The organism is Noviherbaspirillum cavernae, from assembly GCF_003590875.1.
In the GTDB taxonomy this organism is placed as follows: Bacteria; Pseudomonadota; Gammaproteobacteria; order Burkholderiales; family Burkholderiaceae_D; genus Noviherbaspirillum; species Noviherbaspirillum cavernae.
This window is the reverse complement of the sequence record NZ_QYUN01000002.1, coordinates 2,535,147-2,558,592: the sequence shown is the minus strand read 5'-3', so window position 1 is coordinate 2,558,592 and position 23,446 is coordinate 2,535,147. Positions and strand designations below refer to the sequence as shown.

The following is a 23,446-nucleotide window of genomic DNA, read 5'->3' as shown; positions in this document are numbered from 1 at the left end:
ACGGCGTCATGAATTGCAGCGTTTCCGTTCGTTCATGCCGTGTGCGGATTGGACAACGCTGCCGTAATTCATCCGCACCGTGCACGGGATATTCCCTCATGCGTGCGTTGCATGTGCCGTTCTTTTCCTTCCCCTTTTTTCCAAGGCAGCTCACTGCGATACCGCGCCATGTCGTCAATCGCCAGTCGGCGACCGTGCCACCGAGTCATTGCGTCTCCGCTAACAGCGGACGGGCAACGATCGTCGTTCCAATCCTCCACGCGCTCTTCGCAATAACCTCGCCGGTGCATTCATCGGGCGAATCTGACAGCGTCCCTGGCTGATCAAGCTTTGCTGTCATGGAGCCGCGCCACCGTGCGGCGAGCGCACGGTTCGCATTCTCAGTGTTCAAGCGTTCGACAATTCGGAATTGCTGGAAGATGAATTGGATTTTGCCCAGGCTGACGTGGATGGCCGTGACGACAGCATTGCGAAAAAATTGGCAGCGTTTATGACGCTATTTGAAGGAGTCGACGCATCCCAAGACAGCTTGTTTGAAAATGCCGACGACGACGATGCGGCGAACACTGATATTGAAGAATTGAAGAGCTTGTTGACATTGCCGTTCGACGGGAGAGCAAGAGAAAATCCGGACCCGCGATACCTCAACTGAATACAGGGGGATCTTCCACGAACAAGAAGCCGCGTCTCTCACCACCCGGCAATTCGTTGAGTGACAGCTGAACATTGCAATTGGTGACCGGCCAGTCCGTACCGGGTCACGCGATACAGCGGCTGCCTTTCACTACTCCGCCTGATCCGCCCCGCAGCACTTCTTGTACTTCTTCCCGCTGCCGCAAGGGCAGGGGTCGTTGCGGCCGACCTTGGGCGCGTCGCGCTGCACCTGCGCGACGGCGGATTTGCGGTGCGGCAGCCAGAACTTGCGGATCTCGGGGATCGCGGCTTCCATCTCGATGGCGAGCTTGCTGCGCTTGACCGGGTCTTCGGTCAGTGCGGCTTCTTCCTCTTCCACTTCGTCCGCGCCCAGCAGGTAGATCGGGCGCACCAGTTCGGCGATGTTGGATGACCAGATCGGCTCCCATGCCTCGGCGCGCAGGTTCATGCCTTCCCAGAAGCCCCACGCCCAGCCGTCGCCGTCGAGCAGAGTGCGTTCCTCCCATTCGCGTTCGCAGAACAGCGGTTCGAATTCCTTCGGCGCGACTTCGAAGGTGATCGCGACTTCGTTCATGTAGCGCGCGATGAGGCCGGTGATGCGCTGCGCTTCCTTCTCGTTCTTGAACTTCGGGCCTTCTTCGGCGAACGAGCCCCACACCAGCGGCAGCCATTCCGCCATCAGGACTTCTTCCGGGCCGATCACGAGCGCGGTGAGATAGCCGTGCAGCGAATCCATCGTCATGCCGTCGTCGGCACAGCGGTCGGAGAGCAGGAACTGGTCGAGTTCGGTAAATTCCTTGTCGGAAAGCGGTTCGTCGAGATGCATGAGAGTAAAAGTGATGAAGGGATGCGAGGTCGCTAGTGTCCTGAGTTTGAAATTCGTTGCAAATAAAAGTGATGAAATCGCGACGAGACAAGGAAAAAAGCGCAGCAAGGCCGAGGCCTTGCGAGCATTTTTGACGCGGTATCGGCGCGATTCTCGTCATCTTTTATGCAGCGAATTTCGAATTCAGGACGCTAGTGTAGCGCGATAGGCCGTCCCCCGTGACGGTGGCTTGCCTCGTACAATGACGGCATGACTCCTACGCCCCAGACCCCCGCCGCCGACTTCACCGGCCTGACGCCGGACATCGTGATCGACGCGCTCGAAAGCGTCGGCCTGTACAGCGATGGCCGCATGCTCGCGCTCAACAGTTACGAAAACCGCGTCTACCAGATCGGCATGGAGCAGGGGCCGCCGGTGGTGGTGAAGTTCTATCGTCCGCAACGCTGGAGCGATGCCGCCATCCTCGAGGAACATGCGTTCGTGCAGCAGCTGGCCGAACGGGAAATCCCGGCCGTGCCGGCCATGCCGCTGACCGAAGGTGAAACCCTGAACCGGTTCGCCGGCTTTCGTTTTGCCGTATTCCCGAGGCAGGGCGGCCGTGCGCCGGAACTCGATGACAGCAAGACGCTGGAATGGATCGGTCGCTTCATCGGCCGCATCCACGCGGTCGGTGCAATGCAGCCGTTTCAGGCGCGCCCGACCATCGATCTGGCCAGCTTCGGCGAGGAGCCGAGCAACTATTTGCTGTTGAACGGCTTTCTGCCACAGGACTTGAGCGAGGCATACCGCAGCGTGGTGGCGCAGGCGCTGGATGGTGTGCGCCGCTGTTTCGATCGTGCCGGAGAGGTGCGGCAGATTCGCCTGCATGGCGACTGCCATGGCGGCAATGTGCTGTGGACCGATCACGGCCCGCATTTTGTCGATTTCGACGACAGCCGCATGGGCCCGCCGATTCAGGATCTGTGGATGCTGCTGTCGGGCGAGCGGGCCGACATGTCGCGCCAGCTGGCGGACTTGCTGGCGGGCTATGAGGATTTCTTCGACTTCGATGCGCGCGAGCTGCATTTGATCGAGGCGCTGCGCACCCTGCGCCTCATTCATTACGCCGCCTGGATCGCGCGGCGCTGGGACGATCCGGCGTTTCCGGCGGCGTTTCCGTGGTTTGGCACGCAACGCTACTGGCAGGACCGCATTCTAGAGTTGCGCGAGCAGATCGCGCTGATGCAGGAGCCGCCCTTGTGGCCGGCCTGATCACATTCTGACTACACCTTCTGCGCCGCCGCCGCCAGCTTGTCCAGCGCAATGATCAATCCCTCTGCCGATGTGTCGCTGTTGGCGGCCAGCACGGCGCGCTCGATGGCGGCGTCGCGGTCATGCTTTGAATAATAGTTGAGCAGATAGTCGCCGTTCTCCACATGCTCCGCGCCGCGCTTGTCGTCCATGGCGAGGCGGCGTACATACCACACCGCATAGCCATTCGATTCCTCGCAGCAGTACACCTCGACCGAATGGTAGGGGCCGAGCGGCGCATCTTCGGGATCGGTGTGCCAGACGACCTTGCGCCACAGATGGTTTTTTTTCGATTCCGATATGGAATGCATGCTTTCCTCCCTTGTTTTGATACGTTCGTTATTGATGTTCTGCCCGGACATGGTAGCCCCTGGAAACAAATGATGGCAACCGTTTGCGATGCCGTTGTCAAAAGGGACACCTGCCTCAAAAGGGACACCTGCCATATCGTCGCCGCATGAAAAACCGGCTTTCGCGAGCATTTTGCCCGGGAAAGCCGGCTGCAGAACGATTGCTTGCCAAGCCGGTCAGCGCATGGCAGCAAACGTAAAACCTATTTCTTCATCGCCTTTGCGTCGGCCTCAGCCTTCGTGTGGGCAGCCTTCGCATCGGCGTCAGCCTTGTCATTCTTCGTCTTGGCATCTTTCTGGCACGTATTCTTCTGGGCACCGCTCAACTTGTCGCACTCGGCCTTGGCAGCTTCGTAGTCGCCCTTGTTCTTTGCCTTGGCTGCCTTGTAGTCGCCTTCCGCCTGTTCCTTCATCGCCTTCGAATCCGCCTTGGCAGCGTCGGTTTGGGCCAGCGCGGTCATGTTCATCGATACGGCGAACAGTGCGCCCGTCAGTGAAATCAGTAGCTTGCTCATGTGATTGCTCCTCGATGGGGTTGAACCAATGCTGAATAGCCGACATGCATTTGGGAGGCTTCGTGCAGGGACGGTGTTTGCATCAATGCAACTTCGTATGCGTTCACATGCTGGTGACGATTTGCATTTTTTTGTGGCGCAACACCGTGCTGCGCCGCCGGATTCCGTCCGTGCTGCTGAAGCGCCGGGACACTGCGTGCCGGGAACGCATGTTTATTCGACCAGTGGCAATTCGGAAAAGTGCGCATCGGGCGCGATTTTTTCATGCACCCATTGCCGCAGCCGATCGGCATCCGCGAAGCGCGCATGTCGGCGCTTGGAATCGAGAAACACCATCACGATCGGACGATCGCGGATGTTGACGTGCATCACCAGGCAGCGGCCGGATTCGTTGATGAAGCCTGTTTTCTGCAATCCGATCTGCCAGTCGAGATTGCTCACGAGTCGATTGGAATTGACATATTGCAGGATTCTTTCGCCGGTATCGACTGCATACCGGCTATCGATCGAATAGAGCGCCAGCATGGGATGCGCGAGGGCCGCGATCACGAGCTTTGCCAAGTCGCGTGCGCTTGCCACGTTTCCATCGGAAAGCCCGGTCGCGTCGACGTAGCGCGTTTCGCTCATGCCGAGCGCCCCGGCTTTCGCGTTCATCGCCGCGACGAAAGCCGCCGTGCCGCCAGGATGGTTCCTGCCGAGTGCGGACGCGGCGCGGTTCTCGGAACTCATCAAGGCGATGTGCAGCATGTCGGCGCGCGTCAAGCTCGCGCCCGGTTGCAGTTTGGACGACGAGTTTCTCACCTTGTCGATATCGTCATCCGTGATCTCCAGCACCTCATCCATGTTCTGGCCCGACTCCATCACGATCAGGCCGGTCATCAGCTTCGTGATCGATGCGATCGGCAGGGCGACGGCGGCGTTCTTTTCAAAGAGTACATCGCTGCTCGACGCGTCCACCACATAGGCGACGTTGGATTGCAGCATGAGCGGATCGGGCGTGGCGCCCAGTCCGGCCAGATCGCCGACGGTCGGTACGGGCGGCGGCAGGGGGCGGAATGCCACGCGCTGAAACACGAGCTTGCGCCGGCCATGCACGGTGATGAACTTCTTCACCACGCGTGTGCGGCCATCGGCGGCGTGCCTGTTCTTGCCGCGCGCGGATGCTGCCTTTGCGCCGGGCGATGCGGCATTTCCCTTTTGCCTGGCGTGCGCTTTCTTCGTGACTTCCTTCTGTGCATTCTGCGATGCGCCCGCTTTCCGCTCGCGCGCCGCCGCATCGGGCATGAGGCAGGCCAGCAGCAGAAGGGAAACGAAACTGCCCAACATTGTCTTGCCCGCCCATGCGGGAGCTCTTGCAAGTAAGTTTTTCAACGCCGGCAGCAACAGGATGGGCATGAATGGCATTTTGCATCCGCGCTCTTCGTTCGAACGAGCATGGTGACATGGCATTGACTTGCCCTGCACGGCGTTTGTGCGCGGCGAGAACGGTCTTTGATGCAGCGTAAATGAATTGCCGCAGCAGAAAGTTGCCGGCGCGGGTTCCCTGTGGCGGCTTGCATCGAGACAAGTCAAGAAGGCCTTGACGATATTTTGCGGCGCATCATCGATAGCCGGATTCCGGCAGCGTTGCCGGAGCGTGCTGTCTATAGTGGTTTTTTGTTTTTCGTCTCGCAGCAGAGGCGTTCCGGAGGTGTGAAATGAAAACTCTTGTCATTGCCAGCGCAATCGCTTTGCTCACGGCTTGCTCCAGCATGGGAACCATGAACACGTCGGGGTACTCCACGGGATATTCCGCCAGCGGCGGCATGGATCCGACGCAAGCCGATACCCGTGGCTATTACGAGGAGAATGAAAGGATCTTTCATTCGTGGATAAATTGACCGTTGCCGTGCCTCATTACCGATCCTCCAATTTTCAGGATAAGCTGACAAGGAGGGGGATCGGTGAAGCAGGCGCGGCTGGTGACTCGCTTCATGTCTTGCGCGCACCGCGCATGCAATCCCAAAGAAGGCCGGACGGGAAATCGACATGGAGGGGGCTTCATGGAAAACATCACAAGCTTGCTCGGCACGCTGGGTGCCGATCTGACGCAGTATCAGGGCGGCGACCTCGCCAGTGTGACGCCGATCACCGGCGAAACGCTGACGCAGCTGCGCGCTGATACCGCGGCAGACGTTGCGGACAGGATTGCGCAGGCCGAACGCGCATTCAGGCAATGGCGGACGGTCCCCGCACCGAGACGCGGCGAGCTGATCCGGCTGTTCGCGGAAGAACTGCGTGCGCACAAGGCGGACCTCGGTCGGCTGGTGACGATCGAAAGCGGCAAGATCCTGCAGGAAGGGATGGGCGAAGTGCAGGAGATGATCGACATCTGCGACTTCGCCGTCGGCCTGTCGCGCCAGTTGTACGGCTTGACCATTGCGTCCGAGCGTCCCGGCCACCGAATGATGGAGACGTGGCATCCGCTCGGTGTCATCGGCGTGATTTCAGCCTTCAATTTTCCGGTTGCGGTGTGGTCGTGGAACGCGGCGCTCGCCTTCGTGTGCGGCAACAGCGTGGTGTGGAAGCCGTCCGAGAAAACGCCGCTGACGGCCATCGCGGTGCAAGCCTTGTTCGACAAGGCCATGACCCGATTCGGCAGCGATGCGCCGCAGGGCTTGTCGCAACACCTGATCGGCGGTCAGGAATGCGGCCGCGCGCTGGTCGACGATGCGCACGTGGCGCTGGTCAGCGCCACCGGCAGCACGCGCATGGGACGCGCCGTCGCACAGGCGTGCGCCCGCCGATTGGCGCGCGCGATTCTGGAACTGGGCGGCAACAACGGCATGATCGTCGCGCCAAGCGCCGATCTGGAGCTGGCGATACGTGCCATCGTGTTCTCCGCGGTCGGCACCGCCGGCCAGCGCTGCACCTCGCTGCGCCGTCTGTTCGTGCAGGAGGATATCTACGACAGCCTGCTGCCGCGGCTGAAGAAAGCGTATGCCTCGCTGGCGGTCGGCAATCCGCTTGAGCAGGGCACGCTGGTGGGGCCCTTGATCGACGCGCATGCATTCGATGCGATGCAGGAAGCGCTTGCACACGCCCATGCCGAAGGCGGCACGGTGCATGGCGGCGAGCGGATCGAGATCGCGGGCGGCGGCCACTATGTGCGCCCGGCACTGGTCGAAATGCCGGCCCAGACCGGCGTCATGCATCATGAAACCTTCGCGCCCATCCTCTATGTGGTGCGCTACCGGATGCTGGAGCAGGCGATCGAATGGCACAACGCCGTGCCGCAGGGACTGTCATCGAGCATCTTCACGAGCGACATGCGCGAGGCGGAAGTGTTCATGTCTTCCGTCGGCAGCGATTGCGGCATTGCCAACGTCAACATCGGGCCCAGTGGCGCGGAAATCGGCGGCGCATTCGGCGGCGAAAAGGAAACCGGCGGCGGGCGCGAGTCCGGCTCGGATGCGTGGAAGGCCTACATGCGGCGCGCCACCAATACCATCAATTACAGCCGTGCGCTGCCGCTGGCGCAGGGCATCAGCTTCGATATCTGACGGCGCTCAAGGCGCAGCCAGCATCGCCTGCAGTTTGGCGCTGACCCGCGCGTATTCCGCCTCGATGGCGGCCAGCCGCCGATCGATGTCGTGCAGCGCGCCGGTCCGGGCGTGCAGCTCGAGGTCCTTGCACAGCGCGCACAGGCCGGCTGCGCCGATCGATGCGCAACTGCCGCTGAACGAATGCGCGATCCTTGCAACCTGCGCATGGTCCTGTGCCGCTGCGGCCTCCCGCATCAGGTCGATGCGCTTGGGACTATCGCTCTGATACAGCGCCGTCAGTTCGGCAAAATCGTCGCGGAACATGGCATGGACGGCTTCCAGATTGTCCTGCGCCAGCGGGGCAGGCGGCGGCAGCCAGCGTCCCAGCATGTTCTTCAAGACCTGCGGCTGCACCGGCTTGGCAAGAAAATCGTCCATGCCCGACGCCGCGCATTTCTCGCGTTCGGCCGGTCCGGTGGCCGAGGTCAGCGCGACGATGGGCGTGTGCCGCTGCCCGCGATCATGCTCCCTGATGCGGGCGGTGGCCTGGTAGCCGTCGAGTTCCGGCATCTGGCAATCCATCAGCACCAGATCGTACGGCTGGCTGGCGTGCATGCGGGCCGCTATCGCGCCATTATCGGCAACGGCGGCAAGGCAGCCCAGCTTCTCCAGCATGCGCACGGCGAGCTTCTGGTTCACCGGATTGTCGTCGGCGACCAGGATGCGGCGGCCGGCAAAGGGCAGCATGCCTGCGCTTTGGCTTGGGGTGCCTGTCTTCAAGAATATTGTCATTTTGCTCTTGTGCGTCTGAAGGATTGTTCCGGTGCCGACCGGTATCTGATTAACGGCACCGCCCGCGTTTTCTTGAAATTCCGGCAAAAGGTTTTTTTGCGGCAGCGGCGGCAAATCCGGCGGCGGGCATCGGCCAGCGGACACGCCGGCGGCCGTCATAATCGTGAAAAGGGTCGGCTTTTCCCTTCTTTTCCCCGGCTGATTTGCTTTTACGCCCCTGATAATGCCAATTAAGAAATTCCGGCCCCCAATCTGTAAACAACAATCCGCCGGAATCGCTCATCCAGCGGGAGCCCGAAAATGGAATCAAATCAGACGATGCGCCAACAACTCGACTTGCAGGTCGACATCCCGGACGACGAGGTGGCGGCAGCAGGCGCGCAGGCGCAGTCCGATACCGCCTTCAAGCCCGCCGTCGATCTGAAGGCCATCCGCGAGGCGATTGCCCGCGTCGAGGCGGAAGCCAAGGCCACCGTCGCCGCTGAAAACCGCACGCATGCCGAAGCGCGCGCCCGCTCGCTGGCCGAAGAACGCGCCCGTATGGATTCCGCCGCGACCGCCGAGGCCTACCAGAATGCCAAGGCCACCGAGGAGGCCCTTGCTGCCAGTCGCACCCGTCACGACGCGGAACGTGAAGCCCGCATTGCCAGCGAAGCCCGGCTTGCCGCCACCAACAGGGAAATCGCCGAACTGCGCGCCCGTGCCGAGGCCGAAGTGCAAGCCGAGCGCGTGGCGCTGGAACGCGCGCGCGCCGAGCAGGAAGCGCGCGAACGGATGTCCGAGAAGATGGCCATTGACGCCGAAGCGGCGGCGCGCGCCTCCGTGACAGCCGAGCAGGCGACGCAGCAGGCAGAGCTGGTGCGCTGGCAGGCCGCCCAGCGGATTGCCGCCACCGAAGCCGCGCGGCAGGAAGCCGAAGCGCGTGCCCGTGCCGATGCGCACGTGGCCGAACTGGCGCGCGAACGCGAGCGGATGGAAAAGGAAGCGCGGCAAGCTGCCGAAAGGCTGGCCGCCGCCAACAGCGAAGCGCTTGAAATCGCCCGCCAGCGGGAACATGCCGAGACGCTGGCATTGCAGTCGATATTGAACCGCGCGCCTGCCGAGGTGCTCGCGCGCGAAGAGGCCCGCGCCCGCGCCCTGGCGGAACAGGAGCAGGAAGCCGCCGCGCGCGCCCGTGCCGAATCCGAGCGTCAGGCCGCCGAATCGCTGCAAATGCGCCTGAAGGCCGAACTGGAACTGCGCGAAGCCGCCGAGCGCCGCGGCCACGCGGAAGCCGTCGCCGCCGCTGCAGCGCAGGCGCGCCGCGACGCCGAGGAACGCATCCGTGCCGCCACCGAAGCACGCGTCCAGACCGAGCGTCAACTGCAGGGAACCGCGCTGGCCCGCGTCGAAGCCGAGCATGCCGCCGATGTGCAGGTGCGCGCCCGCGTGCACGCCGAGGCACGCGCGGCGGAAGAAGCCCGTCAGCGCGCCGACGCCGAACAGCGGATTGCCGCGGCGGCGCAGGTGCGCAGCGAAGAAGAGCAGCGCGCGAGGCAGCTTGCCGAGCAACGCGCCGAACTGGAACACGCCGCCGCCCGCATGGCTGCCGAGCAGGCCGCCGCCGAGCAGCAGGCCTACGACAAGGCAGCCGAACAGGCCGAGGCGCAGCGCCAGACGGCAGATGCCGCATCGCTCAAGGCGCGCCAGGCACTGGATCTGGCCCGCACCGAGCGCGAACATGCCGACGCCGAGTTGCAGGCACTCGCCGCCCTGCAGGAAAAACTGAACGCCGCCGAAGCCGCCCGCGCCGAGGCGCAGGCCCGTGCCGAAGCCGAACAGGAACACACCGAACTGCTGCGCCAGCAGGAGGAAACCGAACACGCCGCGCGCCGCGCCAAGGAAGACGAATGCACCGCCGCCAGACTGGCGCTTGACGAAGCCGTCGAACAGGCCGAACTCAAGCGCCAAGCCGCACAGGCAGCCATGCTGCAGGCGCGCGAAGCGGTTGAACTGGCGCGTCTGCAGCGCCAGCGCGCCAAGAGCGAGCACGACGCGCTGGCGGCGATGCAGGCGAAAGTGCAGCTCGAACACAAGCGCGCCGCCGCTGCGCAGCAGGTACTGCAGGCCGCACAGGACAAACTGGCCGCCGAGCAGGCCGCCTGCGCGGAGGCCGAAGCCCGGACCCGCGCCGACCTCGAGCATGCCGAAGCATTGCGCGCGCGCGAACAGGTCGAGCGCGAAGCGCGCCTCGCACGCGAAGCCGAATCTACCGCCACGCGGCACGCCGTCGCGCAAGCCCGGACCGTCGTCGACATGCAGCGCAAGGCCGCGCAGTCGGCATTGCACAAGGCGCGTGAAGTCACGCAACTGGCCCGCACCGAACGCGAACGCGCCGAAGCGGAGCAGCAAGCCTTGCAGGCCATGCAGGCAAGATTGCAAGCGGAGGAAGCCGCCAGAGCCGAGGCCGAGGCGCGCATCCGCGCAGAGCAGACGCAGGCCGAGTTGAGCCGTGCGCGCGAAAGCGAAGAGCAGGCCGCCCGCGCTGCGATCGAGGCGAAGTCTGCCGCCGAGCAGGAGCGCTTGGAACGCGCCACGCAACACGCCGAAGCCGAACGCCAGGCCGCTGAAATCGCCCGGAACAGGGCGCAGGAAGCGGCTGAACTCACCCGCGTGGAACAGGAGCGCGCCACCGCCGAAGCAACTGTGCTGGAAGCGATCCGCAAAAAACTCGTGTCGGAACAGGCCGCCCGTGCCGACGCGCAGGCACGCGCCGAAGCCGAGCAGGAACAAGCCGCCGCGTTGCAAGCGCGGGAAGAGGCGGAACGCACGGCACGCGAAGACGCGGAAGCCCGTCATGCAGCCGAGAAACTGCTGCTGCAGAAAGCCGTGGAACGCGCCGAATTGCAGCGTAAGACCTCCGAAATCGCCAGGTCCAAGGCAGCCGAAGCCGTCGAACTGGCGCGCATCGAGCAGGAGCGCGCCGTCGCGGAAGAGCAGGCCTTGCAGGCGACGCAAAGAAAGCGCGCCGCAGAGCAGATTGCGCGCACGGAAGCCGTGTCCCGCATGCGAGCGGAGCAGGAGCATGCAGCCGCCGCAGCATCCCGCGCAGAGGCCGAACAGGCGGCGCGCGAAGCCAGCGAAGCGTGTAACGCCGACCAGCAATTGCAGCTGCAAAAAGCCGCCGAACATGCCGAATGGCAGCGCCAGACCGCCGAGGCTGCAAAAGCGATGGCACAGGGAGCCGTCGAACTGGCGCGTGTCGAGCGGGAGCGCGCCAGCGCCGTCCAGCAGGCACTGCAAACCACGCGGAAAAAACTGGCAACCGAGCAGGCCGCCCGCGACGAAGCCGCCGCCCGTGTCCGTGCCGAGCAGGAATACATCACCGTCGCGGCAGCACGCGAGGAAGCAGAGCGCGCCGAACGCGAAGCCGTCGAAGCCCGTCTGGCCGCCGAACAGTTGCAACTGCAAAAGGCGACCGAACAAGCCGATCTGCAACGCAAGGCTGCCGAAACGGCCAGGGTCAAGGCCGAGGAAGCCGTCGAGCTGGCACGCGTCGAGCAGGAGCGCGCCACCGCCGAACAGCAGGCGCTGGAAGCCATCCAGAAAAAGCTGGCGACCGAACAGGCCGCCCGCGACGAAGCGGAAGCCCGCGTCCGTGCCGAACAGGAATACATCACCGTCGCAGCAGCACGCGAGGCAGCCGAGCGCGCCGAACGCGAAGCCGTCGAAGCGCGTCTGGCCGCCGAACAGCTGCAATTGCAACAGGCAGCCGAACACGCCGACCAGCAGCGCAAGGCTGCCGACGCGGCGAGGGTCAAGGCCGAGGAAGCCGTCGAACTGGCACGCGTCGAGCAGGAGCGCGCCAGTGCCGAACAGCAGGTGCTGGAAGCCATCCAGAAAAAGCTGGCGACCGAACAGGCCGCCCGCGACGAAGCGGAAGCCCGCGTCCGTGCCGAGCAGGAATACATCACCGTCGCGGCAGCACGCGAGGCAGCCGAGCGCGCCGAACGCGAAGCCGTCGAATCCCGTCTGGTCGCTGAACAGCTGCAATTGCAAAAGGCAGCCGAACACGCCGACCAGCAGCACAAGGCCGCCGAAGCGGCGAGGGTCAAGGCCGAGGAAGCCGTCGAACTGGCACGTGTCGAGCAGGAGCGCGCCAGCGCAGAACAGCAGGCGCTGGAAGCGATCCAGAAAAAACTCGCCGCCGAGCAGGCTGCGCGTGTCGAAGCCGAGGCGCGCGCCCGCGCTGAACAGGAACATGCAGGCATCATGCAGGCGCGCGAACGGGTCGAGCGCGATGCGCGTGACGCGACCGACGCCAGACGCGCCGCCGAGCAGGAACTGCTGGAAAAGACGGAAGCGCAGGCCGGATCGCAGCGCGAGGCCGCCCAGGCCGCTGAATCCATGCTGCGCGAGGCTGCAAGATTGGCGGACGTCGAGCGCAAGCGTGCCATTGCCGAGCAGGCCGCACTGGCCGCAATGCAGGAAAAGGTGCGCCTCGAATCCGAGCGTGCCGCCGTCGTCCAGACAGAGCTCGCCGCGATCGAGGAAAAGCTCGCCAGCGAACAGGCTGCGTGGGCGGACGCACAGGCCCGTGCGCAAATCGAGAGCGAGCAGACCGCGCTGACACGCTTGCGCGAACAGACCGCGCGCAAGATGCGCGAGGCGAGTGCAGCCCTTTGCGCGGCGGAACATCAATTGCTGGAACAGGCCGCCGAGCAAGCCGAACAACAGCGCTGCGCTGCCGAGGCGGCTGAAGCGCGCGCCCGCGAAGCGAGCGAACTGGCGCGCAACGAAAGCGTTCGCGCCAAGGCCGAACAGCAGGCGCTGAAGGCCACGCGTGAACAAGCCAGACTGGCCGAATTGGCACGCGAGGAAGCAGAGCGATGCGCCGCTGCGGAAACGGCAGCGGCCGAACTTGCACGCCAGCGCAAGAGCGCGGACGCGGAGGCAAGAGCCGCCGAGGAAAAATTTGCCGCCGCAGAGTGCCGCGCACTCGAAGCGGCCCGCAAGCAGACGCAAGCCAGGATCGCCGCAGCCGAACGGAAGGATGCAATGCGCGCCAGGGTTCAGCGCGAACGGGCGCAAGCCAGAGCGGCTTCGTGGCAACTGATGCGGCGCATGTCTGAGCAGATCGAAGACGTGACCGGCTGGCACGCCCGTGCCGAGGCATTGCTGGCGGAGTCGCCGGCAAGTGTCGGCGCGCCGAAGGCAAAACGCCGTCCGTTGACGGCGCTCCTGGGCGGCGCCGTCGCCGTTGCAGGTGTTGCCGTGGCCGCCACCATCGGCTTGCAGAATCCGGACTTCAATGCGGCGGTCGTGCAAGCCATCGCATTGCATCCGACCGTCGAAACGACAGTGCCTGCAACCGCATCGGCAACCATGCTGGCGCCGGAGGCCGCTGTTGTGCCGAGCCCGGATGTCATCGAGACATCGAAGTTGCAGATTTCATATCAATTGAAGTCGCAGCCCGAGCATGCAGTCACACCGGAATCATCCGGGAAGGAGTGAATGCAGCCGCACCGGCCGTCGGCATGTGTTCAGGCGTGCATGCGGTGTCGAAGGTGCAATTGATTGGCGAGCTGTCACTGCCGTCACGATACCTCGTTGCTGCCATGCCAGAGATGCATCAGGCAGGCGGCAGAGCGGCCTGATCAAATGGCGATTTCGGGCCAGTGAGGTTAGAATGCTCTGGTTTCAAAAGCAGGTCGCTCAAGAGAAAAATACGGGGGAAGGGCGCATACGGCAGCCGCTGTCTGAAATGACACTTTTCACTGTCCGCTGACTGCCCGCATTGCGGAAACCTGCAATCGGTTCTGGCAGGATGCAGACCAATCGCGGGCTTCTTTTTTCATCAAAACAATACAAAGTCAATCATGATCATCACCTCACGCATCTTGAACGTCCGTCTGCGTCCTGCCTTGGACAAAGCTGTCGCGTTGTCGGCGCTGGCGGCGGCCCTGTTCGCCGCGCCCGCCTTCGCGGACGAGATGGCGGACGTCACCAAGCTCGTGCGTGGCGGCCAGTACGCGGAAGCCTTGGGCAAGGCGGACGCGTTTCTCGCCAAGAACCCGCGCGATGCGCAGATGCGCTTCCTGAAGGGCGTGATCCTGACCGAGCAAAACAAGCCGGCGGAGGCGATCACGATCTTCACCAGGCTGACCGAGGATTTCCCCGCACTGCCTGAACCGTACAACAATCTGGCCGTGCTCTACGCCGCCAGCGGTCAATATGACAAGGCGCGCGCCGCGCTGGATTCCGCAATCCGCACCAACCCGACTTACGCGACCGCCTACGAAAACCTCGGCGACGTTCATGCAAAGCTCGCCAGCCAGGCGTATGACAAAGCCTTGCAGCTCGATTCCGGCAACTCCGCCGCGAAATCGAAACTGACACTGGTTCGTACGCTGGTGGGCAACACGACCGGCGGCACGAATCCGAAGGTTGCGAGCACAGCACCCGCCTCGCAGACAGCGGCGGCCCCCGTGACCAAGCCAGCGCAAGAGCCCGCGTCCAAGACCGCCGCAGCATCGGCCAGGCCCGCCCAGTCCGCAGCCGCCAACCAGGTCGCGCTTGCGCCGACCGCTCCGGCAGCCAAGACTCCGGCGGCGAAATCCGAGCCGGCCAAACAGGAAGCGAAGCCCGCCGCCAACAATGGCGAACTCGACGATGTAATGGCTGTGGTGAACGGCTGGGCCAAGGCGTGGAGTTCACAGGATGTGAAGGGCTATCTCAATTTCTACGGCAGCGATTTCCAGGTGCCGGGCGGGCAGGCGCGCAAAACCTGGGAAGAAGAACGGCGTTCACGTATCGCCGGCAAGGGCCGCATCAGCGTCAAGGTTGAGCAAGCGCGGGCGACGGTGCAAGGCAACACGGCAACGGTGAAATTCCGCCAGGTCTATGTGTCGGATCAATTGACGGCCAACACGCGCAAGATCCTGGTACTGGCAAAACAGGGCGGCAAGTGGCAAATCAAGCAGGAGCAAACAGGCAGGTGATGTTTTGCTTCGAAACAAACTGCCGCCCGAACAAATCCGGCGGCAAGCGATTATTGATTCTGGGATTGACCTGCCTGCTGACGGCAGGCGCCTGGCATCTGCCTTTGCCGGCCTTGGCAAAGGCCAAGGCTGCTGTCGTTCGCAATCCGGCTCCAGCGGAAAAACCCGATCCCGAAGTGCTTCTGATCGGCGTCTACAAGGAACTTGGCGCGAATAATCTGCGTCAGGCCCAGGCAAAGGCAGACGCGCTGGTCGAGGCTTATCCGAATTTCCGGCTCGGCCACCTGATTCGCGGCGACTTGCTGCTGATGCATACGAGGCCAGTCACCACGCTCGGTGCGATCGGCAATCCTTCCGATGAAAGGCTCAAGAACCTGCGCGACGAAGCCATGGTGCGCCTGAAGTCGCTGCGCGAACGTCCCGATCCGGATCTTGTGCCGCGCCCCGTTCTGCAACTGCGGCAGGACCAGAAGAATGTGCTGGTGGTGGATGCCAAGCGTTCGCGGCTCTATGTCTACGAGAACCAGGGCGACCGCCTGAAGTTCGTGACGGATTACTACATCAGCCAGGGCAAGTTCGGCGTCAACAAATTCAAGGAAGGCGACCAGAAGACGCCGATCGGCGTGTATTACATCACCGGCCATCTGCCGGGCGCGCGCCTGCCGGATTTCTACGGCCCCGGTGCGCTGCCGATCAACTACCCGAACGAGTGGGACAAGCTCAACGGCCGCAGCGGCTCGGGCATCTGGCTGCATGGCACGCCGTCCGACAGCTTCAGCCGGCCGCCGCTGTCGTCCGACGGCTGCGTGGTGCTGACCAATCCCGACCTGCACAGACTGACCGCTTCGGTCGAAGTCGGCAAGACCCCGGTCGTGATCAGCGAAAGCATCGAGTTCGTCAGCCGCACGAAATGGAATAACGACCGCAATGTTGCCGCCAGATTGATCGATGAATGGCGTCGCGACGCCGAGAGTCTGAACATGTCGCGCTTGATGGCAAATTACTCGCGCCAGTTCAAGTCGGATAAGGGCGAGGACCTGGAAACCTGGTTTTCAAGGCAGCATCAATTCCTCAACGGCGTAAAGGCTCTTAGCCTGCAACTCAAGGACACCACGACCTTCTTCTATCCGGGGCGCGACGACATGATTGTCATGACGTTCACCCAGAATGCGCAGATCGGCAAGAGCAAAAGCACCAGCACGACGCGCAAACGCCAGTACTGGGCGAAGGAGGGCAACCATTGGAAGATTGTGTACGAGCTCAATCTTTGATTGCCGAGAAATAAATACATTGAACCCATGCAACGGCTGCCGATCAGGCAGCCGTTATGCTTTGGCGAACACGCAATCATCCAGCATGCATCCCGATTGCAAAGTTTTCCCCGTTCCATCCCGTTCATCACACTGCAATGTGATGCGAATCAAAAGTCGCTCCACCCCATTTTTTAAAATCTGGCGAAAGGCTTGCAAAAACTGCGGGCAGGCTGGTCTTTGACATTGATTGGCGGCACGGTAGCCCCTTGAAGGCGATTGCGCGAGGCAATTCCGGACACGCCATTCCGGCAGTCGCCCTTTGTTAAGCGCGAACCCTTGTGGCGAAAATTCGGCCCGCTTGCCGTTCTTCAAGCTCGGCTCGCTGTACGGTAAGACCCTCGCATGGAAGGACAAGGCCGAACAGCAATGCAATGCCCGTTTTGCAGCGTGGAAAACACCGAAGCGGTGCGCGCTTGTATTGCCTGCAAGGCGTCAATCGCGCCGGCTAACACACCCGACGTGCGCGAGCGCGGGCAGCGTCACTTGTACCGCTGCCAAGCGCAGAGAAGCAATGGCGGGTATTTGCATGAAGGACTCATTGGCGTTTCGTGCGGGCCGACGATCGAAGGCAGTCAACTTGATGGCACAGATTTCCCCTCCATTGAAAGAGAATGCAAGGTCTCGTCCACACGTGGCGACATCTGCGCACGGACGGATGGATAACCCGCGTACGGACAGGACACGGTCCCGGCGCGTCGAGCCCTTTATTCCCGAATCGGGCGCGAAGCGCATGGATGATGTGCCCACTGCCAATACCTCCCCTGGTACCGGAAATCCGCATGCGCGCACGATGCGGCAACTCAGTCCGCAATCGATCCGGCGGCTTTCGATTCTGGCGATGCTGATCGGCATTTTTTCCTTCGGAGCGGCGGCCGGACTGTTCGCGACTTCGTGGCTGAAGAAAACGTCCGGGAATGCAGCCACTGTTGCTGCCGTACCATCGAAAGATCCAGTCGATGCGCCTCGGTCAGCGAGCGAACCAACGTCTCCTGCAGCCGCGCGCTCGGGAATCAGTTCCGGTGAGCTTCCCTATGACGGCAAACCGCCGGCGGAGGACGCGCAGACGACATCGCTTGCGCCGCGCGCAGCCACTGCTGTAAACCCGCAGCCGCAAGACACGGCAAGCGGCCGCGCGACCGGCCCGGCATCCGAGGTGCCTGCGCATTCGTCTGGCGTAGAGGAGCGGAAGCCGGTGGAAACGGCCGAGGTGCCGAGTCTAACCGCACCGCCAATCCCGCCATCGCTTGCGCCAAGCCAGAAAAAGGTCGCAAAGGCACCGCAGAAGAGCCCGGCATCCAAGACCGCGAAGGATCGCGAAATAGAGCGCATCAAGCAACAGGCAGCCGAGGAGTTAAAAAGAAAGGCTGACAACGGTGCCGCAAATGACAGCAAGCAACCGGCACCGGGCAGTGTGAAAAGCACATCAAGCAAGCCCGCCAGCAAACGGGTGCTGCTGGCGCAATGCGAACAGGCGTCCAACTTCATCCTGAAAGAGCGCTGCAAGTGGGATATATGCAACGGCATGTGGGGCAAGGATGGCTGCCCCTCGTATGAAAAGCACGGCGGCTTGTTTTGAGGCTGATGAAAAGCAGGCTCCGTCGGCGACGGGCGTCGCGACGGTCTTGTTATGAGGGGCGGATAATGCCTGGGGAGACGCTTGATGGCAGCGCAACTGCTGCGCCCGATCCGCCGTGAATGCGGTTGAATCAAGGATCGGCAGCGTTCGCGTCGCGTATTGATGCATGACGCAAAAACAAAAAGGGCTTGGGTGAAAACCCAAGCCCTTCGCATTTCTGGTAGGCCGTGCGGGACTCGAACCTGCGACCAACGGATTAAAAGTCCGCTGCTCTACCAACTGAGCTAACGACCCGAAAGACCAAGATTATAAAGAGACTTCGCGCCCTCTGTCAAATACACCACTCTTGAGAAACTTCAAGGTTGAGGTTGGCGGTGCACGACTTCTGCGTGCCGTTTTTATTTGAGTGCCGCGAGGCGATCCTTGGCAGTCTGCGCCGCAGGCGACTCCGGATACTGGGCAATCAGCGTTTCCATGGTCTTCCTCGCTGCCGGCTTGTCCTTCAGTTCCATCTGGCAGCTTGCGATATTCAGCAATGCATCGGCTGCCTTCGGACTGTCCGCAAAATTCTTGACGACGACCTGCTGCGCCGTGATGGCGTTGCGATAGTCGCGTTGCGCGTAATACGTATTGCCCAGCCAGTATTGCGCCGACGGCGCCAGGCCCGACTGCGGGAAGCGGCGCGTGAATTCATAGAACGACGCGCCGGCATTCTTGTAGTCGCCAGCCTTGAAATGCGCCAGCGCCACGTCGTAGGCCGATTGCTCGGCCGGTGCGATGCTCACTTCCTTGCCATCGACGGTGACCTGTTGCGGCTCCATCTTGCGCACACGATTGTCGAGGTCGACATAGAAATCCTTCTGCCGCCTCTGCGTGTTCGCCAATTCATTCGTGAGCACTTCGATCTGTCCACGCAGTCTGGAAATTTCCTGACGCAACTGCTCGTTCTGGTTGTTCAGTTCAAGACTGCTGCCCTTGTCCGCCTTGGCATTGATTTCATTCTGCATGTTGTCAAGCCGCGCACGGATGTCGAGGATCGCCTTGCGCGCTTCGTCATCGCCGAACAGGGCGGCGTTCGCCTGCATCGGCGCGAAGGAGGTTGCAGCCAGCAAGGCTGCGGCGATCGAAGATTTCACGAATGTTTTCATGGCTTATTGATAAACGATGTCGGAACGACGGTTTTCTGCCCAGGCGGATTCATCGCTGCCGGTCGCCTTCGGCTTTTCCTTGCCCAGCGAAACCGCTTCCATCTGCGATTCCGGCACGCCCAGCAGGGACAGCGACTTGCGAACGGCTTCGGCGCGCTTCTGGCCCAGTGCGAGGTTGTACTCGCTGCCGCCGCGCTCGTCGGTATTGCCCTGGATCAGGATCTTGCGGCCCTTGTTGGATGCCAGGTACTTGGCGTGAGCGTCGACCAGCGGCTTGAATTCATCCTTGACGATGTAGCTGTCGAAGTCGAAGTAGACGCTGCGCTTGGCGAGCACGCCTTTCGGATCATTCAGCGGATCGGTCGAGCCGGTGCTGACCGGAGCGACGGTGCGGGCATCGGCGGTCGACACCGGCGTGGTGCCGCTGCGTTCCTCGACCTTTGCCTTGTCATCCAGCTTGACCGACGAGCCGCAGGCGGCCATCAGCACGACGCTGGAAGCGATAAGAGTCAGTTTTGTAAAAGTGCGCATTGAATTCTCCTCATCAAATGCTGTTGTAAAGACGGATTATTTCATGAACGGTCCCCAGGTAGGCTCACGGATGTCGCCTGTCTGGGTTGTCAATCGGTGTCTGACGCGGCCGTCAACCGACACCACCGCGAGCGAGCCGCGGCGTCCGGATTCGGTGGCGTACATGATGTATCTGCCATTGGGCGAGAAGCTGGGCGACTCGTCCTTGGCCGTGTCTGACAATCGCAGTTCCTGGCCATTGGTCAGATCGAGCACGTACAGCTGGAAGCGTCCATCGCGGCGCGAGATATAGGCCAGCGACTTGCCGTCGGGCGAGATGCGCGGACTGATGTTGTAGCTGCCGTTGAAGGTGACACGTTGCGCCTCGCCGCCGCTTGCGCTCATCTTGTAGATTTGCGGGCCGCCGCTGCGATCGCTGGTGAAATAAATGCTGTTGCCGTCGGCCGAGAATTGCGGCTCGGTATCGATGCCGTTGGTGTTGGATAGACGGCGCAAGCCCGTGCCGTCCGCATTGACCACAAACACCTGCGTCAAGCCGTCACGCGACAATGCCAGCGCAAGCCGCGTGCCGTCCGGCGACCATGACGGCGCGGAATTGCTGCCCTTGTAGTTCGCGACGATCGTGCGCTGGCGCGTCACCAGATCCTGCACGTAGACGACCGGTTTCTTGTTCTCGAAGGAGACATAGGCCACCTTGCTGCCGTTCGGCGACCAGGCGGGGGAGATGATCGGCTCGTTCGAGCGCAACGCCATCTGCGTGCCTTCGCCATCGGAATCGGCGACTTCCAGCCGATACTCCTTGCCGGCCTTGGTGATGTAGGCAATGCGGGTGGCGAACGCGCCGCGCACGCCGATCAGTTTTTCATAGATGTCGTCCGCGATCTTGTGCGCCGACACGCGCAGCCGATCCGGCCCCGCGACTTGCGCGAAGCCTGACAGCTGTGATGATTTGAGCGTGTCGAGCAGCCGGTAGCGCACGTCGAAGCGTCCGTCGGCGAGGCGCTGGACGCTGCCGACGACGAGTGCATCGGCACCGCGCGATTTCCATTCGCCGTAATTGACCGGCGTGGTCTCCGACATCACGCTGCCGGTATCGATGACCTTGAAGAAGCCGCTGCGTTCCAGGTCGGCCTTGATGATTGCGCTCGCCTGTTGCGGCGCGATCGATTCATCGGCAAAGGCGGCGATCGCGATCGGGATCTGGCTTGCGCCGACGCCGGAGGTTTCGACCCGCAATTGCGCATGTGCCATGCTGCCGATCGTCAGGCCAAGCACAACAAATGCTCGCAGAAAGGATTTTTTTGTCATAGCTGTTTACTGGTCTTTCGGTTTGTGGATTCCGATAAAACTGGAAGGAACGCTGCCTGTCTTGTCCTTCGGGTAGGGCTGCGATTTCTCGATGGCCCTGCCGACTGCCTCGTCGAATCCGGGGATGCCGGAGGATTTGCGCTTGCGGATTCCTGCCACCGATCCGTCGGGCAGCAGGTTGACTTCGAACTCCGCAGCCGGATTTCCATCCATGCCTTCGGGGGTGTTGAAAGTGATGTTGGATTTGATCTTGGCGGCGACGCGCTGCGCGTAGCTGCCGTCGCCGCGGCCGCCTTGCGACTTGGGAGCGTCGCCGCTGCCGCCGGTCCCGGTCACGCCGCCCGTGATGCGGCGCATGTCCTCGTCACGCATCTTTGCCAGCAGCTTTGCATCCGCCTCGTCCTGCTTGCGTTTCTTGTCTTCGGCGGCTTTCTTTGCAAGGGCCGCCTTCTCGGACTTTTCCTTTTCAAGCCGCTTGTCCTCGGCATCCTGCTTCTGCTTCAGCTGCGCCAGCCGTTCTTCCTCGAGGCGCTTTTTCTCCTTCAGCTCTGCGAGGCGCTGTTCTTCGAGGCGTTTCTTCTCTTTCAATTCCGCGAGGCGTTGTTCCTCAAGACGTTTCTTCTCCAGTTCCGCCTTGCGCTTCTTTTCCTGTTCCAGCGCGATGTCCGGCTGCTTCAACTCGGGTTTTTCGACCGGGCGCTCGATGACCTGCGGAGGAGTTTCCTTGATGACGGGCTGGGGTTCCGGTTGCGGCTCTGTCGGTGGCTCGGGAAGCGGGGCGGCTTCGCGTACCTGCGGACTCCACACTTCGGCCTCGATCGTGACCGGTGTTTCGTTCTGCCAGCGGATGCCGATCCAGAGAAAGACCAGCAGCGCAAGATGCACCAATGCCGCGAGCGTGATTGCACGCCAGCGGCCGGGCTCTTTCGGTACGGTGTAGGGAGTTGCGTCTGTCATGGAACCATCATTGCCTGGTTGCGAGTCCGACACGGTCCACGCCGAGTTTTTTCGCTTCCGAAATGATCTGGATTACTTCGTCGTACTTGATGTCCTTGTCCGCCGAAATCATCACCGGCAGCTCGGGTTTCGCATCATGGATTGCACGCAGCTTTTGCAGCAATGCAGCACGGTTCGCCGCCTTCTCGCTTTGCGCGCCGCCGCTCTTCTGGCCGCTGACGCCGATGGTTGCCGCGGAATCCGGCTTCAATGCGATCTGGATGTATTCGGTTGGCGGCAGCGCGGATCTGGCGGCAGTGGGCAGGTCGATCACGCCCGGATTGGTCAGCGGCGCGGCGACCATGAAAATCACCAGCAGCACCAGCATCACGTCGATATAGGGTACGACGTTGATTTCAGCCTTGAACTTGCGGCTGCGCCCGCCGCGCATGCTCGAATTCGCCATCAGCGCGCCTGCCGTTGCAAGATGTTGGAGAACTCTTCGATGAAGCTTTCGAAGCGGATCGCCAGCCGGTCGATATCGTGCGAATAGCGGTTGTACGCCACCACCGCGGGGATCGCCGCAAACAGGCCGATCGCCGTCGCGATCAGTGCCTCGGCAATGCCCGGCGCAACCGATGCGAGCGTCGCCTGCTGCACATTCGCCAGGCCGCGAAACGCATTCATGATGCCCCACACCGTGCCGAACAAGCCGACGTAAGGCGATACCGAGCCGACCGAGGCGAGGAAGGCGAGATGCGATTCCAGCGCATCCATTTCGCGCTGATATGCCGCCCGCATCGCCCGGCGCGCGCCGTCGATCATGCTGCCGGGATCGACCTGGTTCCTGTTGGCGAAGGATGCCCGCACCTTGTTGTATTCGCTCATGCCGGATTCGAAAATGCGCGCCAGCGCGCCATTCTTGCGGCGGTTCGACGTTGCCTCGTCATACAAGGCGTTCAGGTTGCCGCCCGACCAGAAGGCGCGCTCGAATTCTTCCGTCTGCACGCGTGCGCTTTTGATGGCGAACATCTTGCGAAAAATATACGTCCAGCTCATCACCGAAACCAGCAGCAGCAATGCCATCACCAATTGAACGAGCAGGGAGGCATTGGAGATGAGCGAGATGAAGGATAAATCTTGTGTGACAGTCATGGTGATTTGTTACGGTGATGGGCAAATTGTATTCGCGGGACGTGCCACGCGATTCTTGTCAGGCCGAATGCGCAGCAGCGAGAAGTCAGCCGGAGTGTTTTATTTTCACCAGCACTTCATCCGGGATTGGACTGGGGCGGAATGCCTCGGTATCGATACAACCGATCTTGATCCGTCCGCTGGTGAGCAATTGCGTTTGCGATCCATTCATGCGCCAACATTCTTGCATGAACTGTACCGACGCGCGTCCAAGTTTTTCGACTACGACAGTCAGTTTCAGTTCATCATCTAATTTCGCTGGAGCATGATAATCGACCGCAGTGCTCTTTACCACAAACATCACGCGATGTGATTCTGTCAATGCTTGCTGACTCACGCCTGCAGCGCGCAGCCATTCGGTGCGCGCGCGTTCGAAGTACTTCAGATAATTTGCATAAAAGACAATGCCGCCTGCGTCCGTATCTTCGTAGTAAACGCGGACGGGCCAGATGAAATTTTCGTGCATCTTCAATTTGATAATCCGAGTGTGCCGCCGCAATGTCGGCACA

At 62.0% G+C, this 23,446-nt stretch carries 22 protein-coding genes and 1 tRNA gene; 8 read left to right on the top strand and 15 right to left on the bottom strand.

Going from position 1 to position 23,446, the window contains the following annotated elements; translation table 11 throughout:
• Positions 1–424 precede the first annotated feature (424 nt).
• Positions 425–652 carry a hypothetical protein gene (locus D3870_RS11915; protein WP_147375776.1) on the top strand — a complete coding sequence of 76 codons (228 nt, stop codon included), beginning with the start codon at positions 425–427 and terminating at the stop codon, positions 650–652.
• A gap of 132 nt (positions 653–784) precedes the next feature.
• Here the strand turns inward: D3870_RS11915 and D3870_RS11910 are convergent, their stop codons facing one another.
• The gene (locus D3870_RS11910; protein WP_119739356.1) at positions 785–1,480 is read right to left on the bottom strand and encodes a UPF0149 family protein; all 696 of its coding nucleotides are present in this window, start codon (positions 1,478–1,480) and stop codon (positions 785–787) included.
• A 249-nt stretch (positions 1,481–1,729) separates the two neighbouring features.
• Between D3870_RS11910 and D3870_RS11905 the strand changes: the two genes are divergently transcribed.
• On the top strand, positions 1,730–2,731 hold the full coding sequence (locus D3870_RS11905) for a serine/threonine protein kinase (protein WP_119739354.1): 1,002 nt from the start codon (positions 1,730–1,732) through the stop codon (positions 2,729–2,731).
• 11 nt (positions 2,732–2,742) lie between these two features.
• On the opposite strand, the gene D3870_RS11900 is transcribed toward D3870_RS11905, so the two are convergent.
• The 3 genes from D3870_RS11900 to D3870_RS11890 form a co-directional block, all read right to left on the bottom strand.
• The gene (locus D3870_RS11900; RefSeq protein ID WP_119742000.1) at positions 2,743–3,081 is read right to left on the bottom strand and encodes a hypothetical protein; all 339 of its coding nucleotides are present in this window, start codon (positions 3,079–3,081) and stop codon (positions 2,743–2,745) included.
• Positions 3,082–3,323: 242 nt separating this feature from the next.
• Positions 3,324–3,635 carry a hypothetical protein gene (locus D3870_RS11895; protein WP_119739352.1) on the bottom strand — a complete coding sequence of 104 codons (312 nt, stop codon included), beginning with the start codon at positions 3,633–3,635 and terminating at the stop codon, positions 3,324–3,326.
• Between the two features lie 213 nt (positions 3,636–3,848).
• On the bottom strand, positions 3,849–4,961 hold the full coding sequence (locus D3870_RS11890) for a serine hydrolase (protein WP_119741998.1): 1,113 nt from the start codon (positions 4,959–4,961) through the stop codon (positions 3,849–3,851).
• A 371-nt stretch (positions 4,962–5,332) separates the two neighbouring features.
• On the opposite strand from D3870_RS11890, the gene D3870_RS11885 reads away from it, so the two are divergent.
• Both D3870_RS11885 and amaB read left to right on the top strand, forming a co-directional pair.
• Positions 5,333–5,515 carry a hypothetical protein gene (locus D3870_RS11885; protein WP_119739350.1) on the top strand — a complete coding sequence of 61 codons (183 nt, stop codon included), beginning with the start codon at positions 5,333–5,335 and terminating at the stop codon, positions 5,513–5,515.
• Between the two features lie 162 nt (positions 5,516–5,677).
• On the top strand, positions 5,678–7,177 hold the full coding sequence (gene amaB, locus D3870_RS11880; protein WP_119739348.1) for an L-piperidine-6-carboxylate dehydrogenase: 1,500 nt from the start codon (positions 5,678–5,680) through the stop codon (positions 7,175–7,177).
• Between the two features lie 6 nt (positions 7,178–7,183).
• Here the strand turns inward: amaB and D3870_RS11875 are convergent, their stop codons facing one another.
• Positions 7,184–7,951, bottom strand: coding sequence for a response regulator (locus D3870_RS11875; RefSeq protein ID WP_158590441.1), 768 nt, complete (start codon positions 7,949–7,951; stop codon positions 7,184–7,186).
• A gap of 49 nt (positions 7,952–8,000) precedes the next feature.
• Positions 8,001–8,234 carry a hypothetical protein gene (locus D3870_RS22325; RefSeq protein WP_158590440.1) on the bottom strand — a complete coding sequence of 78 codons (234 nt, stop codon included), beginning with the start codon at positions 8,232–8,234 and terminating at the stop codon, positions 8,001–8,003.
• A 17-nt stretch (positions 8,235–8,251) separates the two neighbouring features.
• Between D3870_RS22325 and D3870_RS11870 the strand changes: the two genes are divergently transcribed.
• The 3 genes from D3870_RS11870 (at position 8,252) to D3870_RS11860 (ending at position 16,202) form a co-directional block, all read left to right on the top strand.
• Complete coding sequence (locus D3870_RS11870) at positions 8,252–13,444, top strand: hypothetical protein (RefSeq protein WP_119739344.1); 5,193 nt, start codon at positions 8,252–8,254, stop codon at positions 13,442–13,444.
• A 410-nt stretch (positions 13,445–13,854) separates the two neighbouring features.
• A complete protein-coding gene (locus D3870_RS11865) occupies positions 13,855–14,931 on the top strand; it encodes a nuclear transport factor 2 family protein (RefSeq protein WP_340638442.1) in 1,077 nt (358 codons plus the stop codon).
• Entirely contained in the window at positions 14,931–16,202 is a 1,272-nt protein-coding gene (locus tag D3870_RS11860) for a L,D-transpeptidase family protein (RefSeq protein ID WP_119739341.1), read from the top strand. Before D3870_RS11865 ends, D3870_RS11860 begins: the two co-directional genes overlap by 1 nt.
• A gap of 54 nt (positions 16,203–16,256) precedes the next feature.
• Here the strand turns inward: D3870_RS11860 and D3870_RS22065 are convergent, their stop codons facing one another.
• Positions 16,257–16,556, bottom strand: a complete 300-nt coding sequence (locus D3870_RS22065) for a hypothetical protein (RefSeq protein WP_147375775.1) — start codon at positions 16,554–16,556, stop codon at positions 16,257–16,259.
• Positions 16,557–16,974: 418 nt separating this feature from the next.
• Here D3870_RS22065 and D3870_RS11855 point away from each other — a divergent pair, with 418 nt between their 5' ends.
• Positions 16,975–17,820 carry a hypothetical protein gene (locus D3870_RS11855; protein WP_119739339.1) on the top strand — a complete coding sequence of 282 codons (846 nt, stop codon included), beginning with the start codon at positions 16,975–16,977 and terminating at the stop codon, positions 17,818–17,820.
• 218 nt (positions 17,821–18,038) lie between these two features.
• Here D3870_RS11855 and D3870_RS11850 read toward each other — a convergent pair.
• The 8 genes from D3870_RS11850 to ybgC all read right to left on the bottom strand — a co-directional run bounded on the left by D3870_RS11850 (position 18,039) and on the right by ybgC (position 23,403).
• Positions 18,039–18,114, bottom strand: a tRNA-Lys gene (locus D3870_RS11850).
• Positions 18,115–18,218: 104 nt separating this feature from the next.
• Entirely contained in the window at positions 18,219–18,968 is a 750-nt protein-coding gene (gene ybgF / locus D3870_RS11845; RefSeq protein WP_119739338.1) for a tol-pal system protein YbgF, read from the bottom strand.
• Between the two features lie 3 nt (positions 18,969–18,971).
• On the bottom strand, positions 18,972–19,499 hold the full coding sequence (pal, locus tag D3870_RS11840; protein WP_119739336.1) for a peptidoglycan-associated lipoprotein Pal: 528 nt from the start codon (positions 19,497–19,499) through the stop codon (positions 18,972–18,974).
• 36 nt (positions 19,500–19,535) lie between these two features.
• Positions 19,536–20,807 carry a Tol-Pal system beta propeller repeat protein TolB gene (tolB, locus tag D3870_RS11835; RefSeq protein ID WP_119739335.1) on the bottom strand — a complete coding sequence of 424 codons (1,272 nt, stop codon included), beginning with the start codon at positions 20,805–20,807 and terminating at the stop codon, positions 19,536–19,538.
• 6 nt (positions 20,808–20,813) lie between these two features.
• Positions 20,814–21,764 carry a cell envelope integrity protein TolA gene (gene tolA, locus D3870_RS11830; RefSeq protein ID WP_119739333.1) on the bottom strand — a complete coding sequence of 317 codons (951 nt, stop codon included), beginning with the start codon at positions 21,762–21,764 and terminating at the stop codon, positions 20,814–20,816.
• 7 nt (positions 21,765–21,771) lie between these two features.
• Positions 21,772–22,209, bottom strand: a complete 438-nt coding sequence (locus tag D3870_RS11825) for an ExbD/TolR family protein (protein WP_119739331.1) — start codon at positions 22,207–22,209, stop codon at positions 21,772–21,774.
• Positions 22,209–22,898: a protein TolQ gene (gene tolQ, locus D3870_RS11820; protein ID WP_119739329.1), complete on the bottom strand. Its 690-nt coding sequence runs from the start codon at positions 22,896–22,898 to the stop codon at positions 22,209–22,211. The genes D3870_RS11825 and tolQ overlap by 1 nt, the downstream gene beginning before the upstream one ends.
• Before the next feature lie 85 nt (positions 22,899–22,983).
• Positions 22,984–23,403 carry a tol-pal system-associated acyl-CoA thioesterase gene (ybgC, locus tag D3870_RS11815; protein ID WP_119739327.1) on the bottom strand — a complete coding sequence of 140 codons (420 nt, stop codon included), beginning with the start codon at positions 23,401–23,403 and terminating at the stop codon, positions 22,984–22,986.
• Positions 23,404–23,446: the final 43 nt, after the last annotated feature.

Coding starts and splice junctions, on each gene's coding strand:
- D3870_RS11910 (WP_119739356.1), bottom strand. CDS start 1,480: ATGCATCTCGACGAACCGCTTTCCGACAAGGAATTTACCGAACTCGAC.
- D3870_RS11905 (WP_119739354.1), top strand. CDS start 1,730: ATGACTCCTACGCCCCAGACCCCCGCCGCCGACTTCACCGGCCTGACG.
- D3870_RS11900 (WP_119742000.1), bottom strand. CDS start 3,081: ATGCATTCCATATCGGAATCGAAAAAAAACCATCTGTGGCGCAAGGTC.
- D3870_RS11895 (WP_119739352.1), bottom strand. CDS start 3,635: ATGAGCAAGCTACTGATTTCACTGACGGGCGCACTGTTCGCCGTATCG.
- D3870_RS11890 (WP_119741998.1), bottom strand. CDS start 4,961: ATGTTGGGCAGTTTCGTTTCCCTTCTGCTGCTGGCCTGCCTCATGCCC.
- D3870_RS11885 (WP_119739350.1), top strand. CDS start 5,333: ATGAAAACTCTTGTCATTGCCAGCGCAATCGCTTTGCTCACGGCTTGC.
- amaB (WP_119739348.1), top strand. CDS start 5,678: ATGGAAAACATCACAAGCTTGCTCGGCACGCTGGGTGCCGATCTGACG.
- D3870_RS11875 (WP_158590441.1), bottom strand. CDS start 7,951: ATGACAATATTCTTGAAGACAGGCACCCCAAGCCAAAGCGCAGGCATG.
- D3870_RS22325 (WP_158590440.1), bottom strand. CDS start 8,234: ATGAGCGATTCCGGCGGATTGTTGTTTACAGATTGGGGGCCGGAATTT.
- D3870_RS11870 (WP_119739344.1), top strand. CDS start 8,252: ATGGAATCAAATCAGACGATGCGCCAACAACTCGACTTGCAGGTCGAC.
- D3870_RS11860 (WP_119739341.1), top strand. CDS start 14,931: ATGTTTTGCTTCGAAACAAACTGCCGCCCGAACAAATCCGGCGGCAAG.
- D3870_RS11855 (WP_119739339.1), top strand. CDS start 16,975: ATGGATGATGTGCCCACTGCCAATACCTCCCCTGGTACCGGAAATCCG.
- ybgF (WP_119739338.1), bottom strand. CDS start 18,968: ATGAAAACATTCGTGAAATCTTCGATCGCCGCAGCCTTGCTGGCTGCA.
- pal (WP_119739336.1), bottom strand. CDS start 19,499: ATGCGCACTTTTACAAAACTGACTCTTATCGCTTCCAGCGTCGTGCTG.
- tolB (WP_119739335.1), bottom strand. CDS start 20,807: ATGACAAAAAAATCCTTTCTGCGAGCATTTGTTGTGCTTGGCCTGACG.
- tolA (WP_119739333.1), bottom strand. CDS start 21,764: ATGACAGACGCAACTCCCTACACCGTACCGAAAGAGCCCGGCCGCTGG.
- D3870_RS11825 (WP_119739331.1), bottom strand. CDS start 22,209: ATGGCGAATTCGAGCATGCGCGGCGGGCGCAGCCGCAAGTTCAAGGCT.
- tolQ (WP_119739329.1), bottom strand. CDS start 22,898: ATGACTGTCACACAAGATTTATCCTTCATCTCGCTCATCTCCAATGCC.
- ybgC (WP_119739327.1), bottom strand. CDS start 23,403: ATGCACGAAAATTTCATCTGGCCCGTCCGCGTTTACTACGAAGATACG.